Raw genomic sequence first — 17598 nt, forward strand, 5'->3', positions numbered from 1 at the left:
GGGTGCCATACGCCCGTCCGACATCCGCCCAGCGCTCACGCGGGATCGACAGTCGCGCCGCGTAGGTCTTCCCGCCCGTAAGCCTCAGTCCATGCCTCTCTTCAGAGACCTTCCGTGTCATGGAAGGACTACCGACAGGCTACTACCAACGCGGTCGTAGGGCACTACCGAAGGGGTCTGATAAGATGCTGATTTCATTGGGTATTATCGACTGTGGCGGAGAGGGTGGGATTCGAACCCACGGTACCCATGAGGCACAACGGTTTTCGAGACCGTCCCAATCGACCACTCTGGCACCTCTCCGCAGTCGGCGCGTGTCGACGGGCGGCCTTATAGGACGGGTTTGAAGCACGTGCAAGTCACCTCGGGCGGTTAAATGCAAATCGGTTGACGCCGGGCATGATCGTTGGGTAAAAGGCGCCCCTCGACCGGGCGTCCTTCGGGGCAGCATCGGCGCGTCGCCGTCGTGCGACCAACAATAAAAAGCGGCTGGGCCGTGCCGCCTGTGTCATCCCGACACCGCGCATGGCCATATGATCGGAATGAAAGACAGGTTTATGTTTGCAGTCATCCGCACCGGCGGAAAACAGTATCGCGTTACCCCCGACGCCGTGCTGAAGGTGGAAAAACTCGACGCCGAGGCCGGCTCGACCGTGACCTTCTCGGACGTCCTTGCCCTTGGTGGCGAGCAGGGTGTGTCGATCGGCGCGCCGACCGTGGCAGGCGCCAGCGTGACGGCAACCGTCATCGCTCAGGACCGCCTCGCGAAGGTGATCATCTTCAAGAAGCGCCGCCGTCAGAACAGCCGTCGCAAGAACGGCCATCGCCAGCACGTCACAGTGTTGCGCGTCACCGCCATCAACGCGGCCTGAGCATAACCGCTCAGGCATCCCAGTTTTCCAGGAGTTCAGGCAATGGCACAAAAAAAGGCAGGCGGCTCGTCCCGCAACGGTCGCGATAGCGCCGGCCGCCGTCTCGGCGTCAAGAAGTTCGGTGGCGAGAGCGTCATCGCCGGCAACATCATCGTCCGTCAGCGCGGCACGAAGATGAAGGCTGGCGATAATGTCGGCATTGGCCGCGATCACACCCTCTTCGCGTTGGTCGACGGGCATGTGAAGTTCTTCCGTCGCGCCGAGGGCCGCGTGCACGTCTCCATCGACGCGCTGCCGGCCGCCGCCGAGTAAGCACGCCGCCCGCAGGGCGATGCGCACGGAACAGGGGGCCGGTCCGCCAGGATCGGCCCCTTTTTCGTCTTGTCACCCGCTTCTCCACAAACCGCATCCAGCACCGCAGAGCATCATGAAGTTTCTCGACCAGGCCAAGATCTACGTGAAGTCCGGTGACGGCGGTGATGGCGTCACGGCCTTCCGACGCGAGAAATACATCGAATTCGGCGGCCCGGACGGCGGCAACGGCGGACGCGGCGGCGACATCATCTTCGTGGCGGCCGCCAACCTGAACACCCTGATCGACTTCCGTTACACGCAGCATTTCCGTGCGCGCAAAGGCGGCAACGGCGCGGGCTCGGACCGAACGGGTGCGGCGGCAGATCCGGTGGTCATCCAGGTCCCGATCGGCACGCAGATCTTCGACGAGGATCGCGATGTCATGCTGGCCGACCTGGACGAGGCGGGGAAGCGCATATTGCTGTGCCGTGGCGGCGACGGTGGCCACGGCAACGCCCATTTCAAGACCAGCACCAACCGCGCGCCGCGCCGCGCCGACAAGGGCTGGCCCGGGGAAGAGCGTTGGGTGTGGCTGCGGCTGAAGCTGATCGCCGACGTTGGCCTCGTCGGACTGCCCAACGCCGGCAAGTCGACCTTCCTGTCGGTCGCCTCCGCCGCGCGTCCGAAGATCGCGGACTACCCCTTCACCACCCTGCATCCGCAACTCGGTGTCGTGCGCCTTAATCCGATCGAGGAATTCGTCATCGCCGACATTCCCGGCCTGATCGAAGGCGCGCACGAGGGATCAGGCCTTGGCGACCGCTTTCTGGGCCACGTCGAACGCTGTGCCGTACTGCTCCACCTGATCGACGGAACTGCCGAGAGCGTCGTCACATCGTGGCGCACCATCCGGCACGAGCTCGAGGCTTATGACGAGGCACTGGCCGCGAAGCCGGAGATCATCGCCCTGAACAAATGCGACGCCCTCACGCCCCGTCAGATCTCCGCCCGTCGACGGGCACTGGAGAAAGCCTCCGGAGCCGAGGTGATGGTTCTGTCGGGTGTCACACGCCAGGGACTACCAGAGATGCTGCGTCGCCTGCAGGACATCGTCAACGATGTCCGCGCCGAACGGACAACGCCGAGCGCCTCATGACGGCGATGCCCGCCCTGTCCGACGCGCGTCGGATCGTCATCAAGATCGGCAGTGCACTGCTGGTCGACCCCGAACAGGCCGCCCTGCGCACGGCATGGCTTGATTCCGTGGCGGCCGACATCGCCGCGCTCCGGGCCCGCGGCATCGAGGTTCTTGTCGTGTCGTCGGGGGCGATCGCGCTCGCCCGTGTCAGTCTGGGCTTCCCGCGCGGGCCCCTTCGCCTGGAAGAAAAGCAGGCCGCCGCCGCCGTAGGGCAGATCAGGCTCGCCCAAGCCTGGAGCGACGCCCTCTCCCGCCATGGCCTGACCGCCGCGCAACTCTTGCTCACGCCCGGCGATACGGAGGATCGGCGCCGCTACCTGAATGCACGCGCGACCTTCGAGACTCTGCTCGGCCTCGGCTGCATTCCGGTCATCAACGAGAACGACACCATCGCGACGGCGGAGATCCGCTTCGGCGACAATGATCGCCTTGGCGCCCGGGTCGCGCAGATGGTGCGGGCGGACAGGCTGATCCTGTTGTCCGATATCGACGGGCTGTATACCGCCGATCCCCGTCTCGATCCCGGTGCCACACATCTGGCTTACGTGCCCGTGCTGACCGATGACATCATAGCTATGGGCGGTGCACCGCCGCCGGGCTATTCCTCCGGCGGCATGTTCACCAAGCTGCTGGCCGCCCGTATCGCAACGCATTCCGGCTGTGCCATGGCGATCGCCCTCGGGACGCAGATGCACCCGCTCCAGCGGCTGATCGACACCGGCCGGTGCACATGGTTCGGTGCCACCGAAGACGCACGCTCCGCCCGCAAGCACTGGATCGCCGGGGGCCTGACGCCGGCGGGCAGCCTGCACGTCGATGCAGGGGCCGCACACGCGTTGACCGAGGGACGTTCGCTTCTGCCCGCTGGCATCCAACGCGTGGAAGGCGAGTTCGAGCGCGGTGACCTGGTGCTGGTCGTGGATGAGGACGGCCGGACCATCGGTCGCGGGCTGGTCGCCTACAATGCCCTGGATGCACGCCGAATTGCGGGCTTCCGGTCGGAGAAGATCGAATCCCTGCTGGGCTGGCGCGGTCGTGATGAGGTCATCCACCGCGACAATCTGGTCATCGACTGACGAAGGCCAGACACGTCATTCGGCGTGTCTGGCCCATTGTCCGCGTCAGGCGGCGACCCGCGCGTCCAGAAAGCCTTTCTCAATCAGAAGATCCAGCATCGACCGGATGCGATGGCCATAGGTGTGCTCGGCCATCGTCCGAGCCTGCGCCTTTCGCGCCGTGGCCAGACGCAGCGCCTCATCGTGAAGGAAACGATCCAGCACCGCGTCGAAATCACGCTTGTTCGAGAAGACCGGAATTTCGTCGGCACTGAAGTAACGGCGCAACTCGTAGGTGTCTTCGTGAAACACTTGCATCGCACCGGCAAGGGCCGCCTCGAACGTACGCGGCCCGGGCGTGGACGGGGCGATCATGAAGCGCTTGTTCTCGAAATGCAGGCTGCGTCCCAGATTAAGTACGAGTTTGGAGCGTCGATACAGATCGATCAACTGATCTTTCTCGATGCGGGCGTCCGAAAACCCGATGCCCAGTTCACCCCAGCCCGGGCCGACAATCTTGATGTTGAGATCGCGCAAGGTCGGCAACAGCCCCCGCACGATGTCCTTGCGGCTGGTGAACGCCACACCGCAGAATAGAACGTCGATAGTGCGTTCAACAGTTTCGTCAACCGGCACGTAATGCAGGCGCGGACAGGCCGCGAGCGGCAGGTGCCAGACGTCCGGGCGGGTGTAGAAGTTCGTGCCCCACCGATCGCACGAGAACATGACATCGAATTCGTCGGCGACGCGGTAATTCGCATCCTGCTCATAGGGGTCTTCGGTCGCCCAGAAGATGGTGCGTGCACCGACCTTTCGGGCCTCGCGGCACACCTCGCCGAAATAGGTGCTCTCGGGCAGATACGACCCGATGGCCATGACGATGGTCGGTCGCAGACGCGCAACGGCCGCCGCGGCACCACTGATGTTCGCCGCGATGACGTTTTCCTCGCCGACGCACTCGGCCCAGCCGGCCATGATCGACTCACGGATCTGCGCGTTGGCCTGCGATTCGTAGCGGCCGCCACTGCAGATAATGACCCGGCCAGTGATCGGGCTGGGCGGTATAACGCGGTCGAGCATCAGAACTCATCCTTCCGGTCGGGGGTCACGTCGTCGCTCCTTGCAGGATCGCATCCAGCGCCGATGAAAAACTGTCCGCATCGCAGTCGTGGCGCACGCGTGCCAGTGCCGCGTCGCGCAGCCCCGTCCACAACGCCTCGTCATGATACACACGCATAATGGCCGAGGCGAATGCTTCGGCCTCCAGTCCGGGCGGACATAACAGGTCACGACCGTCCTGCCAGCCGAGTTGTTCGCCCAGCAGACCGGTTGCGACGATCGGCAGGCCATGGGCCGCGGCCTCATGCACCTTGTAGGGAAGACCGCCAGCGAACCTCGTCGGGGCAATGAACACGCGATGCCTGTTGTATAGAGCGGACAGGTCGCGCACCGGACCCACGATGTCCACGCGCCGGTTCTCGCCCAGCGCGCCCAGATCGATGCCCGGCCGCACGTAGCCGGCGATCGTCACGCGCGCATCGGCCGGCAGGTGTGCTTCGAGCCGCGGAAGAACCTCGGCCACGAACCATTCCAGACTGTCGTGGTTCGGCGAGCCAGTCTCGTGAATCGCGCCGACAAACAGCAGGCCGTGCCGTGCGGCAAAAGGGGCCGGGCTCGGCTGAGGTGTCAGCATGTGGCCAAGGACGGCCACGTCGTCATGGCCGGCGATACGAATCAGCGCAGCATCGCCCGGCGTGACGGCGACAATCCGCTGCGCATGATACGCACAGAGGAACTCCTCACGCAGGGCCTCCTCAAACGTGCCCTCGGGGGGCGCGCGCCCCGTGACCTGCGACCACGCAAACGCGCGGGGTGTCGCCACGACCTCCGTGTCCAGCACCAGACCACGGGCGGGCAAATAGCGGTTGGCCTCCCCCAGAATCGGCAGCATACGGGCTAGGTTGTGTGTCCGTCCCACCCAGACCGCGTCGTAATAACCGGCTCGCTCGGCCAGGAAACGGGACAGATCGGCGATACCCTGATCCGCAATGATCTCCACGGTTTCGGGGAAATTCTCGAACAGCGAAACGCTGTCGATGTGGCGGGCCATGATCGGGAAGACCGTGACCTCGTAGCCCAGCCGCGCCATGGTCTGCACGATATCGTTCGATCGCACGTAGCCCGAGCCCTGCTGGCGCAACGGCACGTAGTCGTCGATGAACAGAACGCGTCGCCGGTCGCCCCGGCGCCCACGCGCAGCCACCTTGTTCAGATGGTGCGATGGCTGCTGATAGCGCAGAAAGTCGACATGCCGACGCACCAGCTTGCGATGGTTAGCCAGCATCTGTTTCAGGGATGCACCGGCGTCCCCCGATCCGAACTCCAGATGCTCGATCATCACCGTCGGGTCGTAGACGATCCTGTATCCGGCCTCGAGGATCCGGATGCACAGGTCGGTGTCCTCGAAATACGCCGGCCTGAACAACGGATCGAAACCGCCGCACGCACGCACAAGCGGCGTTCGCACCATCAGGAAAGCCGCCGAGCAGTAATCCACGTCGCGCACGAAATTCGCCTGCGGATCGTTCGGATTGTCGTTGCGCAGGTACCCGTAGGTCGTGCCGTCGCGCCAGATGATGGATCCGGCCTCCTGCAACTCCGCATTGGTACGCACGATCTTGGCGCCGACGGCCCCGATCGCGCGATCCGCCTCCAGACGGTTCAACGCCGCTGCCACCGCACCGGGGCGCAGCGTGACATCGTTGTTCAGATACAGCACGGCATCGGCCCGGGCGTCGGCCAGGGCTGCATTGCAACCATCGAGATAGCCGATATTGTGCCGGAACCGCAGCACGCGCGCGCCGCGCACGTAGCGTTCGATGGAACCCGTGGTATCGTGGGAACCGGAGTCGACAAGAACAAGGTCGATGGGACCGGCAAAGTTGGCGCGCAGAGACGCCAGCGTGGTCATGGTCAACGCGATCTGGTTGAACAGCACCATGATGACACTGACGCTCGGCGTCTCGTGGCACGTGAAATCCAGCCCCTGACGCGCAAGAACCGGGAGGAGCGCCTCCGCCCGGCGCAGGTACACCTGCTTTGCATGGTGCTCGTCGATGGGTGGCAGTTCGGTCGGATGCCCCCCCAGACGCGCGATGTCGGCCAGATAACGTGTGTACGGATCGCGTGTCAGACCGTGGGCGACATCGGCCTGAACCTCGCTGCGCGCCGCGTAGGCCGCCAGCGCGACGTCAGGATGCGGAGAGCGCCCCTCGAACGCCCCGAAGCGAAGGAAATGGTCGTAGCCGTTGCGAAACGCGCCGCTGTCGATGGCCGGGACGACATCCGCATTGGCTTGGGCGTAATGGATCTCGCTGAACCAGGCCTGCGGATCGTATAGACGCGGCGTATCATTGGTCAGATAGTGATGAAGAGCGGACGCGAAGTGTCCCGCGCCGATCGCCGCCCCGACCTCGGGGTAGCGCGCGAGATACCAGACGGGATCAAAATACGGCGACACCGGCAACGCGTCGGCAACGTGCCGTGGAAGTGCCAGATACGCCGCATAGAGCGACAGTCCCACTGGAAAATGGCCAGGGTGAGCGCGTGCGATGTGCCGGCACCACTGCGGATCGAAAAACAGGCTGCCGGACACACCCTCGCGTTCGGGTTCGCCGAGATAGTGGTCATACGCATTGACGTAACCACCGCGCTCCAGCGCGTGACGCGTCAGGGTGGCGCCCAGGCGCTCGCGATAGACGCGGTTCGAAAACAGCCAGTGCGGATCGTTATCGTGCCAGCCCCCGGCACAATAGTGCGCAAAACCTGAACGCCACTGGCGCCGCAGCACGTCGCGCTCGATGTCGGGATAGCGGCCACGATAGAACCGCTCGTCGAAGAAACGGTTCGGCGACAGACCGTCGGCCTCGCCATAGAGAGCATAATGCTCGGCCGCGCCGGCCAAGCCGTCTTCGCCGATACGATGCGCCGCCTCCGGGTAGGCCGCAAGATACCACGACGCGTCGAACGGCACCCACAGGGCGCCCGGCACGCCGTCCGCTCCCTGACCTTCGGCAGGGCCGTCGTCGCCCTCACGTCGCGTGTCGTGGTCCTGCCGCATCGGATCAGGCGAACAGGGTCTGATCCAGCACGGCCTCGCAACGCTGACCCAGTTCGGTCGACACATCCGTCACGGTCGAATCCACGACCTTGTCATCGGCAATCTCGATCCGGATGCCGGTCACCGTCAGACCGGCGACGTCGCCGACCACATTGACCAGACACATGCGATACGCCCCGCGCATCGGCAGGCTCAATCCGCGACCGATATAGATGTTGGCGATGAAACCGTTCGCCAGAGGGGCATCGCCGAACACACCCTGCACATCCTGACGAAGCACGCGCGAGGCACCGAACAGGAACGCGGCGTCGCCGTCTTCCTGCACCAGCGCCACATACAGCGTGCCCGCCCGCGCCAGACCCTGCAGATAGGCCCAACCGCGCACGATCAGGTCGCAGTCGGGATCGTCATCGTCGGTCGCCGTCTGCTCCGGCGTGGTGGGCGGATTCGCGCGGTCGATGAAGAACGCCAGTTCGCCCGTGTTGTGCGGATGCAGGTCGTCACCCAGCACGTCCGACAGCTTGACGCCACGGATCAGGGTATCGCCTTCGGACACGCGCTTGAAATCGGCCAGAATCTGGCCGTTCGAGGGCTGCTGTCGTGTCAGACCCACGATCTTTCCGCCGTCGACGTCGATCTGGACCGACGTAAGCTGAAAGCTGCCCTGCCCGTTGACGATATTGACCAGACCGATCCGGAACGTCCCCTCGCACCACTTGCCACGCAACGCCACCTGACCGGCGAAGCCGGAGCGGCGGGGCGCGGCGGGAAACAGACTCTGGATATCGCCGCGCGATTCGCGGATGCACGGCACAAAAATGATCGGCTGGTCCGGCTCACCCACAAGAACCGTATACAGGCTGCCGGCACTGGTGACGGACGGCACCACGTACCAGCCACGAATATGGAACTCGTTCGCCTTGATGAAGTCGCTATCCTTGTTCTCGGCGAAGATATGGTGACACACGTCGTCGATATAGGTCTCGCTGCCCTGGATCGAGAACCAGTCCGTCACCCGCTCCGGCAGCTCGATGGCCACGTCGCGCGTTGTCGGCGGATCGAAAATATGACGCGGGGGCGCCTGATGTTTCCAGGACAGGTGCGGCAGAAGATGCAGCTGTCCCGAATCGAACTGCAGGTTGCTGCTGCCCATGTCGCGTCGGGGCGCGACGTCGCGATACAGTTCCAGAAGCCGCGTGCCGTGCTCGCGCGCGTCGGTCCACAGAGAGCGGGAGATGTTGCCCATGATGGAGCGGCGTACGCTCTCGCTTGACCGCAACAACTCCAGACGTTCGAGAACCATCGCAGGATGGTTAATCGGCACCTTGAAGCCGTTGACGCCGTCGATCACGCGATCGCCCAGCGCGCCGACATCCGTGACGATGGGCACCAGCCCGTTCTGCCACGCCTCGGACAGCGAGATGCAATAGGTCTCGGGCCAGATCGACAGGTTCAGCGCGACGTCGGCGATCTTGAGCACATCGATGTCACCCACCGAATACCGCCCGTAGAACTTCACATTGGGCCGGTTCAGGGCACGCAGGACGGCTTCGTATTCCGGATGCACGTAGCCGAAGATATGAAACTCGAACAGCTGTTCATTGGCTGCCTCGATCAGGCTGAGAATCGTGTCAGCCCCTTTCGTGCGCAGGAAGTTACCGATCGCCGCCACGCGCAGCGGCCGCCCGTCCAGCGGCGCGTAGGGCTTGGCCCGAACCGGGACGGTCGTGTCCGGCGACGGAATGCCCAAAATCTCGCTCCGCTTGCTGTCGAGCAGAGGATAAATCTCGTGGGTCAGGTTGCGCGACTGCTTGGTGCCAAACGAAATCACATCAACTGATTTCAGCATCGTCGAGACGAAGGCCCGGCGCGTCTGGGCCGCACCAAACTCGATATTCTCCGCAGCTTTCAGACTAATGTCGTTCGCCACGACGGATTTGACCTCGTCCTCCACGTAGCGCAGCTCGTGGTTCAGCAGATTGTACTGTGACGAGACCAGCCAGAAATCGTGAGCCGAATAGACGACACCACACCCGTTGGCTTTCGCGATGATCGGCAGTGACAGCGCGTGGTGACCCAGATGCTGGAAATGCACGACGTCGAAATCGTATTGGCTGAGCGCGCTGGAGAATGCCACCTCTTCGCTGGCATCGCACATCGCGTCGGCCCAGCCGATTTCGGCGACATCGAAGTGCTCGATTTCCCGCCCGGCCGAGGTGGTCAGACGCGCAACCGTGCCACGACGCAGCCAGTAGAAGAACTCCACGTCACGACCCAGCAGCGAGCACAGCATCTGCTGATAGACCTCGACACCGCCCCACGCCTGCTCATGGATCGTCGAATGTGTGCACATCAGCACGCGCAACCGGCCACGACGGGCAGGTGTCGCCTCCAACGACTTCGGCTTGCGGGTGAAATCGGCGCCGGTAACCTCCTGGATACGCTTCAGGCGATGTTCGTAAAGATGCGCGTCCAGCACCGCTTTCTGCGACGCGATAGCAAGCTTTTTGCGCTGGGCCTTGTTCGACAGGATGCGCGCAATGTGGTCGACGACCTCATCAACCGTGCGCGCCACGTTCGTGCCCGCGACCTCGTTCAGATAATCGACGTTCATCTGCTCGCCGATCTCGACCACCTGCGCCGTGCCGGCGAGGGCGAGTTCATAGAAACGCGGCCCGGGTGCGGTGGCCTGGCTGGTGTCGCCGTGGCTTGCGTAATCACGGAACATCGTCAGCGTCACCGCGCTGGCATTGGCGAAGTCGATGAACGCCTCGTGGCTGATCGGGCGCTGGATCGCCAGCGCCGCCAGATCGGACGGCAACGGCGGCAGATACTCGTTCCCCGGGCAGATGAGCTTCAGCCGTGCCTGCGGGAACGCGGTAATGATTCGACGCAACGTCTGCACCCGGTTGGGCCACATCGTTCCGGCAAAGAAAATGTCGTAGTCAAGGTCGGCGGCATTCTTGACCTTGCGCTCATGGAACGAGCGGCCAGCCGCCAGAGGCAGATAGTGTCCGTTGCCCCTGTACTGCGACACGCAGGACGGATCGTTGGTGAAGACATAGTCGAAAAGACCCGTATTCTCCACGTTGAAGTCGATCATGAACGGATCTTCGAACGCCCAGAATACCATGGTCTTGAAGGCCGGCCGGACGCGTTTCATCAGTTCGACATTGATGCGCTGCCCGTCGATGCAGATCAGCACATCATGCTCACCCGATGCCGCAAGCGACGCCAGAGACATGTTGTCAGCCACGACAATATTGTCATCACCGAACAAAGCGCGGGCGGATCGTTCAATCGCCAGCGTGAGGTAATAGTTCGGGTTATGCGTATAATTGGAGTTGTAGATAACTGCCATAACACCCTAACCCGCTGACAGGTGACCCGTTACGGCCACCTTACGTTAACGTGCATTGATATTACATGCTCCACGGCAATCGTAAATGGCTTGCTGCTGCAGCCGCACGCCCACAGGATGGGACGGCCGGCGCCAGAACGAAAAAAGGGAGACCCGAAGGCCTCCCTTTCCCGACAACCGGACGGTGTGTCCGATCAGCCTTCCGAGTTACGACGACGGATCGCCGCGCCCAGAATATCGCCAAGCGACGCGCCGCTGTCGGACGAGCCGTACTCGTTGATCGCCTGCTTGTCTTCCTCGACCTCACGGCCACGGATGGTCAGGGCCAGCTTGCGGGCGGCACGGTCGACCGTGACCACCTTCGCGTCGACACGCTCGCCAACCGCGAAACGCTCCGGACGCTGGTCAGCCTTGTCACGGGCCAGTTCCGCACGACGGATGAAGCCGGTCAGAACGTCGTCGACCTTCACTTCGATGCCGTTGCTCTGCACCGCGGTGACGATGCAGGTGACGACCGCGCCCTTCTGGACCTTGCCCAGGGCATCAGCCGCCGGATCGTCCTGAAGCTGCTTGATGCCGAGCGAGATACGCTCCTTCTCGACGTCGATATCCAGCACCTTGGCCTGAACGACCTGGCCCTTTTCGTAGTGCGCCATCGCGGCTTCGCCGGTCTCGTCCCACGACAGGTCGGACATGTGCACCATGCCGTCAATATCGGCCGACAGTCCGACGAACAGACCGAACTCGGTGATGTTGCGGATCTCGCCCTCGACGATCGAGCCGACCTTGTGCTCTTCGGCGAACAACTCCCACGGGTTGCGCTGAACCTGCTTGAGACCAAGCGAGATACGACGCTTGCCGCTGTCCACGTCCAGAACCATGACGTCGACTTCCTGCGAGGTGGCGACGATCTTGCCCGGATGGACGTTCTTCTTGGTCCACGACATTTCCGAGACGTGCACCAGCCCCTCGACGCCCGGCTCCAGCTCGACGAACGCGCCGTAGTCGGTGATATTGGTCACGCGACCGGTGTAACGCGCACCCGGCGGATACTTGATCGCCACATTCTCCCACGGATCAGCCTCGAGCTGCTTCATGCCGAGCGAGATGCGCTGGGTGTCGGAATTGAAGCGGATCACCTGCACGCGAACCGGCTGGCCGATCTGCAGGGCCTCGGACGGGTGGTTGATACGCTTCCAGGCGATGTCGGTGACATGCAGCAGGCCGTCGACGCCGCCAAGGTCGACGAACGCACCGTAGTCGGTGATGTTCTTGACCACGCCGTCGAGGATCATGCCTTCCTTCAGGCCCTGAATCAGCTCGCTGCGCTGCTCCGCACGGGTCTCTTCGAGGACCGCACGACGCGAGACGACGATGTTGCCGCGCGCGCGGTCCATCTTCAGAATCTGGAACGGCTGCGGAACGCCCATCAGCGGCCCGACGTCGCGAACCGGACGGATATCGACCTGGCTACCCGGCAGGAACGCCATGGCGCCGCCCAGATCAACCGTGAAGCCGCCCTTGACGCGACCGTAGATCGTGCCGTTGACGCGCTGGTTGCCCTCGAATGCCTTCTCGAGGCTCGTCCACGCTTCCTCGCGGCGAGCCTTCTCGCGCGATAGGACGATCAGACCGTCACGGTCTTCGTAACGCTCGACATACAGTTCGATCACGTCACCCGGCTTGACGTCGGGCGCGACGCCCGGGGGGCCGAATTCCTTGAGCGACACGCGGCCTTCGCTCTTGAGGCCGACATCGACGATCGCGAATTCGTCGGTCAGACGAATGACGCGGCCGGAGACGACCGAGCCGTCGAAGCCGGTGTCGCGGCCGAGGGTCTCGTCGAGAAGGGAAGCGAAGTCCTCGCCCCCGAAGTGATCGGCGGTCTGGGTGGTGGCTGAAGCCATGAGTTTCCTGTAATTCCTGCGACCGGGCGCCCTGATCGAGATCAATCGCCCGGAAACGTCGTTCCTGCGCCCCGGCAACATGGCCGACACGTCGTGACCACCCAGGCAGCGGAAGGGGCGGTCCAGTGGGATGAAGCCGCCCGCGGCGACTGCCCTGCACAGACACCCTCCGGACGGCCCGTGTCAAACAGAAACCGCCCGGCGACCGCGGAAAAAATCGTTCTTCACCAAACCGTCATGCGATCAGGTGCCGTCTGGGCAGCCTACGCAAGGCGCGTGCGCACGACCTGCAGGGCTTTGGCCAGAACCGTCTCCGCGTCCATCGCGTCCGTCTCGATCACCACAGCATCAGCCGCAGGCCTCAGGGGGGCCACCGCGCGGGCGGAATCAGCGGCATCACGCGCCGCCAACTGGGCAGCCACAGCCTCGATATGCGCGGTCTGGTCGCCATCCACCGGCGCGACGTCCAGTCCCTGCGCCCAGCGACGCCTGGCCCGCGTCAAGGGCGACGCGGTGATATACAGCTTCACGGTCGCGTCGGGAAAAATCACCGTGCCGATATCACGTCCATCCAGCACCGCACCCGATTCCCGGCCAAAGCGCCGCTGCACCTCGATCAGGGCGGCACGGACAGCCGGCTGTGCCGCCACCAGACTGGCGGCCCGATCGACCTCAGGCGTGCGGAGGTCGGTGCGATCGAGGTCCGAAGGCGCCAGCGCATGCGCCTCGGCCTCCGCTCCGGGGGCCGAGGGGTCCCGGCCGGCATCCAGCACCCGACGCGCGACCGCGCGGTACAGCAGGCCGGTGTCGAGGTACGGAAGGCTCAACGCCTGGGCCAGACGCCGCGCCAAGGTGCCCTTGCCAGCCGCCGCGGGTCCATCGACCGCTATGATGACGGGAGCAGCCGTCATGGCCTCACCCGAACTCCGCACCGATTTCGGTCATCAGCGACAGATAGCCGGGAAAGCTAGTGTCGATGAAGGCCGTGTCGTCGACGCGCACCGGCGCACGCGCCACCAGCCCAAGAACGGACGCGCTCATCGCCAGACGATGATCCATCCGGGTCTCGACCGTGCCGCCGCCCGGAACCGCGCCGCCCGTTCCGTGAACGATCATGTCGTCGCCCTCGACCTCGACCTCCACCCCGTTGACGCGCAGCAGCGCCACCGTGGCCGACAGCCGATCGCTCTCCTTGACCCGAAGCTCTTCCAGGCCCCGGAAGCGCGAAACGCCGGACGCATGCGCCGCCGCGACGGCCAGCACAGGGTATTCGTCGATCATCGACGGCGCACGCGCGGCTGGAACGTCCACCGCGTGCAGGGCACCGGCGGTCGCGGTAATGTCGCCCACCGGCTCGCCCCCCTCGACGCGGGCGTTCTCGATCACCAAATCGGCCCCCATGTCGCGTAGTGAGTCGAACAGGCCGGTTCGCAGCGGGTTGAGACCCACGCCGTTGATGGTCACGCTCGACCCCGGCACCAGAAGTGCGGCCACGATCACGAAAGCCGCAGACGACGGATCGCCCGGGACGAGGATGTCGCGCGCCACCAGATCGGGACGCCCTTCCAGCGTCACGACCCGGCCGCGCTCGCCCAAGGGGGCGACGTGAACGGTCGCGCCGAAATGGCGCAGCATGTTCTCCGTGTGATCGCGGGTCGCCGAAGGCTCCTCGACACGAGTCGTGCCGGACGCGTTGAGACCGGCCAGAAGAACGGCCGATTTCACCTGCGCCGATGCGACCGGCAGCCGGTAGTCCAGCGGTTTCGGGTCCGCCACCCCCTGAATGCACAGCGGCAGACGGCCGCCCTCACGCGCCACAAACGTCGCACCGCACGCCGACAGGGGGTCCGTGACCCGCTTCATCGGCCGCCGCCGGAGACTGGCGTCCCCCGTCATGACCGACACCATCCCGTGGCTGGCCAGAATGCCGGCCAGCAGCCGCGCGGCGGTCCCGGAATTACCCATGTCGAGCACATCCTCCGGCTCGCGCAGGGCGCCGAGGCCCTGCCCCTCGACCACCCAGCGGCCATCGGCCTCGCGCGTGATGGTCGCGCCGAGGGCGCGCATCGCGTCGGCGGTGCGAAGCACGTCCTCGCCCTCGAGCAGGCCCGTGATTTCCGTCCGACCACGCGCAAGTCCCGCAAACATCAGCGAACGGTGACTGATCGACTTGTCGCCCGGTACGCGGATGACGCCGGACAGCGGCCCGGCGGGAGGCGTGGAGACGAGCGGGCGAACGGTCGGGGAAGCGTGCTTTTCCATGGCTCATCCACTGCCGCCGCACGGGGCCTCCCGTCAATTGCCAAGATGGCCATTCTGCGCCAAAAAGACGCGGCCGTGTCGCGGGACGACAGCGGAAGCGTTTGACAGGCCTCCCACGAACTGGCATGTCGCGGCGCCCCCCGCCGACCTTTTCGCGCCCGGTGACCTGATCGTCGCCCCGGCCTGTGCGTTGAGGTCCCCACCCCTTCCTTTCCGACAGGTTCCCGATGGCAGCTCCCGAACTTGGCCTCAAACGTGTCTGCGTATCGTGCGGCGCGCGCTTCTATGACCTGACCCGCTCGCCGGCGGTGTGCCCCAAATGCGGTGCGGAACAGCCGACCGAACAGCCGCGCGTGCGTCGCCCGGTCGATGTCGTCCAGCCCGCCAGCACACCCAAGCCGGAAGCGGAGTCGGGCACCGACGCCGATATCGAGAGCGACGATGACAGCGAAGACGATCTGGAAGACGCGTCCGTGCTGGACGACGACGATGACGACGACGACCTCGGCAACGAAATCGAAGTCAGCACCGACTCCGACGACAACGACAACTAAGGTCGCTGGCCTGCGCCGCGCTTCGTCATGCGGCGGCGCAGGCCGACATCTGGTTCTGGGTCTGGTTCTGGCCGTTCCGGTCGCCGCCATGGGACAGACGCCCGAACTGCCCCGTTCGGCCGCCGCGCGACCGGTCGGACAGCCTGTTCACGCTCTGCAAGCTGCTCTCGCGGCGCAACCCAGTGCGACTGCGGTCCTGCAGGCGCGCTGCGACGCGCGCCACCTGCCAGGGCGCCCCACGATCACCGCAACCCTCCTGCCCCCGCGACCCGCACCCGATTCCGTGCGCGCAGCGCTGGGCGTTGCGGCCGGGGCGCCCCTGCGCGGGCGCCATGTCGCACTGGCGTGCGGCGATACGGTGCTGTCCGAAGCCTACAACTGGTACGTGCCAGAGCGCCTGACGCCCGCCATGAACCATGCGCTGGAGACCACGGACATACCCTTTGGCCGCGCCGTGCACGACCTCGCCTTCACGCGCGCGACACTGTCGAGCCGCGTGCTTGGCGCCGAGTCGGCGCCGTCGGTGCTTGAAAATCACGGCCTGCTGCGGCGGGGCGTCGACAGCGCGCCGATCGCCTACGTCATCGAGACCTATCGCGACGCGGCGCTCTGACGCACCAGGTCCGGCTGCCAGCGCTCGATCTCCACCCCGACCGAATCGAGATCGTCGAACACCTCCAGCTTCTCGATCCTGACGCGCACGACCACCACGCGGCGCGCGCCCAGCACCTCGGCCGCCACACGCTCGGCCAGTGTTTCCACCAGCCGCACATGGCCCTCGGCCACCAGACGCCGGACCAGCATCACCACGTGCTCGTACGACACCGTGCGGCTGAGATCATCGCGCCCCACATCCAGCCCGGGGCCGTCCTCGACCCCAAACTGCACGTTCACGCGCACGCGCTGGGTCACGCCCTGCTCATGCGGATAGATCCCGATATGCGCGTCCACGATCATATCGCGAATGAACAGGACCCGAAGCGGCGGGTGCGAGGGCCACGGAGCAAAGGGACTCATCGAACGCTCATTCCTCGATCGGCGATACCGCCGGACTCCATTGCAGATGCTGCCCACCATCCAGCGCGATCATCTGACCCGTCATGGACGGCAGGCTGAGAATGGCCATCGCGGCACGAGCGACCTCGGTTGGCGACGTGCCCTGCCCCAACGGCACGGACGCGCACTGCCGGGCGAACTGCTCCGCGCTCTGGCGCGGGCTGGGCAGTGCAGGGCCCGGCCCGATGCCGTTGACCCTGATGCGACGTGGCGCCAGCGCAAGGGCCATGGTCTGCGTCAGGGTCCACAGCGCCGCTTTCGAGACCGTGTAGGTGACGAAATGCGGCGTCAGCGACCAGACCCGCTCGTCCAGCATGTTGATGACCACGCCCTCGGCCTCCGCCGGCAGGGCGCGCGCGAACGCCTGCGTCAGTACGAACGGCGCGCGCAGATTGGGCTCCATATGCGCGTCCCAGTCGTCACGCGTCGTGTCGGACCATTCGTCACGCTCAAACCGGCTGGCGTTGTTGACCAGAACCCCCACGGGCCCCAGTTGCCGCGTGACCTGATCGACCAGCACGGCCGTCTCCGCCTCGACCGACAGGTCGGCCTGCACCAGACAGCCCCGGCCGCCCTTTGCCTCGATCTCCGCCAGCGTCACACGCGCCTCGGTCTCGGCGCCGCGATAGTGCAGGCCTACGGCGAATCCCTGCTCCGCCAGGGTTTGCGCCAGCGCCCGGCCCAGCCGGGCCGCGCCGCCGGTGACAAGGGCGACGCGCGGGATCGCAACTGAAATCGGCCATTGCATGGTTCTTCGTCCCGCCTTTCAGGCTGCCGTGTGCTGCATGGGCGGTCGCTCAGACCTGCGCGGGTCGGCGCGCGGCCAAGGCTGCCGCCAGCGTGCCATCGTCCAGCACGTCCAGCGCGCCGCCCATCGGCACCCCATGCCCGACGCGGCTGACCGCCACCCCGGTCGCCG

The 17598-nt window shown here is 65.1% G+C and carries 14 protein-coding genes, 1 tRNA gene and 1 pseudogene; 6 read left to right on the forward strand and 10 right to left on the reverse strand.

The window, feature by feature from the left end; genetic code table 11:
- Positions 1–214: 214 nt before the first annotated feature.
- Positions 215–303, reverse strand: a tRNA-Ser gene (locus HUK82_RS08415).
- A gap of 254 nt (positions 304–557) precedes the next feature.
- Here HUK82_RS08415 and rplU point away from each other — a divergent pair.
- From rplU to proB, 4 genes are all read left to right on the forward strand, one after another.
- On the forward strand, positions 558–872 hold the full coding sequence (gene rplU, locus HUK82_RS08420; RefSeq protein ID WP_176613545.1) for a 50S ribosomal protein L21: 315 nt from the start codon (positions 558–560) through the stop codon (positions 870–872).
- Between the two features lie 42 nt (positions 873–914).
- Positions 915–1184: a 50S ribosomal protein L27 gene (gene rpmA / locus HUK82_RS08425; protein ID WP_176613546.1), complete on the forward strand. Its 270-nt coding sequence runs from the start codon at positions 915–917 to the stop codon at positions 1182–1184.
- Positions 1185–1299: 115 nt separating this feature from the next.
- Positions 1300–2322 carry a GTPase ObgE gene (obgE, locus tag HUK82_RS08430; RefSeq protein ID WP_176613547.1) on the forward strand — a complete coding sequence of 341 codons (1023 nt, stop codon included), beginning with the start codon at positions 1300–1302 and terminating at the stop codon, positions 2320–2322.
- A complete protein-coding gene (gene proB / locus HUK82_RS08435) occupies positions 2319–3440 on the forward strand; it encodes a glutamate 5-kinase (RefSeq protein WP_176613548.1) in 1122 nt (373 codons plus the stop codon). The genes obgE and proB overlap by 4 nt, the downstream gene beginning before the upstream one ends.
- 45 nt (positions 3441–3485) lie before the next feature.
- Here proB and HUK82_RS08440 read toward each other — a convergent pair whose 3' ends face one another.
- The 6 genes from HUK82_RS08440 to aroA form a co-directional block, all read right to left on the reverse strand.
- Complete coding sequence (locus HUK82_RS08440) at positions 3486–4499, reverse strand: CgeB family protein (RefSeq protein ID WP_176613549.1); 1014 nt, start codon at positions 4497–4499, stop codon at positions 3486–3488.
- A 25-nt stretch (positions 4500–4524) separates the two neighbouring features.
- A complete protein-coding gene (locus tag HUK82_RS08445; RefSeq protein ID WP_317134856.1) occupies positions 4525–7470 on the reverse strand; it encodes a glycosyltransferase in 2946 nt (981 codons plus the stop codon).
- Positions 7471–7543: 73 nt separating this feature from the next.
- Positions 7544–10900 (reverse strand): glycosyltransferase, encoded by a 3357-nt coding sequence (locus tag HUK82_RS08450; protein WP_176613551.1) that lies wholly within the window; start codon positions 10898–10900, stop codon positions 7544–7546.
- A 194-nt stretch (positions 10901–11094) separates the two neighbouring features.
- The gene (gene rpsA / locus HUK82_RS08455) at positions 11095–12807 is read right to left on the reverse strand and encodes a 30S ribosomal protein S1 (RefSeq protein ID WP_176613552.1); all 1713 of its coding nucleotides are present in this window, start codon (positions 12805–12807) and stop codon (positions 11095–11097) included.
- Positions 12808–13070: 263 nt separating this feature from the next.
- On the reverse strand, positions 13071–13718 hold the full coding sequence (gene cmk / locus HUK82_RS08460; protein ID WP_176613553.1) for a (d)CMP kinase: 648 nt from the start codon (positions 13716–13718) through the stop codon (positions 13071–13073).
- A 4-nt stretch (positions 13719–13722) separates the two neighbouring features.
- Entirely contained in the window at positions 13723–15069 is a 1347-nt protein-coding gene (gene aroA / locus HUK82_RS08465; protein WP_176613554.1) for a 3-phosphoshikimate 1-carboxyvinyltransferase, read from the reverse strand.
- A 227-nt stretch (positions 15070–15296) separates the two neighbouring features.
- On the opposite strand from aroA, the gene HUK82_RS08470 reads away from it, so the two are divergent.
- A complete protein-coding gene (locus tag HUK82_RS08470; protein ID WP_176613555.1) occupies positions 15297–15623 on the forward strand; it encodes a TIGR02300 family protein in 327 nt (108 codons plus the stop codon).
- Between the two features lie 88 nt (positions 15624–15711).
- The gene (locus HUK82_RS08475; RefSeq protein ID WP_176613556.1) at positions 15712–16236 is read left to right on the forward strand and encodes a hypothetical protein; all 525 of its coding nucleotides are present in this window, start codon (positions 15712–15714) and stop codon (positions 16234–16236) included.
- Here the strand turns inward: HUK82_RS08475 and folB are convergent.
- The 3 genes and pseudogenes from folB to HUK82_RS08490 all read right to left on the reverse strand — a co-directional run.
- Positions 16215–16640, reverse strand: coding sequence for a dihydroneopterin aldolase (gene folB / locus HUK82_RS08480; protein ID WP_176613557.1), 426 nt, complete (start codon positions 16638–16640; stop codon positions 16215–16217). The two genes, HUK82_RS08475 and folB, sit on opposite strands and share 22 nt — an antisense overlap.
- Before the next feature lie 7 nt (positions 16641–16647).
- The gene (locus tag HUK82_RS08485; RefSeq protein ID WP_176613558.1) at positions 16648–17427 is read right to left on the reverse strand and encodes an SDR family oxidoreductase; all 780 of its coding nucleotides are present in this window, start codon (positions 17425–17427) and stop codon (positions 16648–16650) included.
- A gap of 49 nt (positions 17428–17476) precedes the next feature.
- Positions 17477–17598, reverse strand: a pseudogene (locus HUK82_RS08490) (recombination mediator RecR); the annotation flags it as partial.

Source organism: Ameyamaea chiangmaiensis (assembly GCF_013376175.1).
Classification (GTDB): domain Bacteria; phylum Pseudomonadota; class Alphaproteobacteria; order Acetobacterales; family Acetobacteraceae; genus Ameyamaea; species Ameyamaea chiangmaiensis.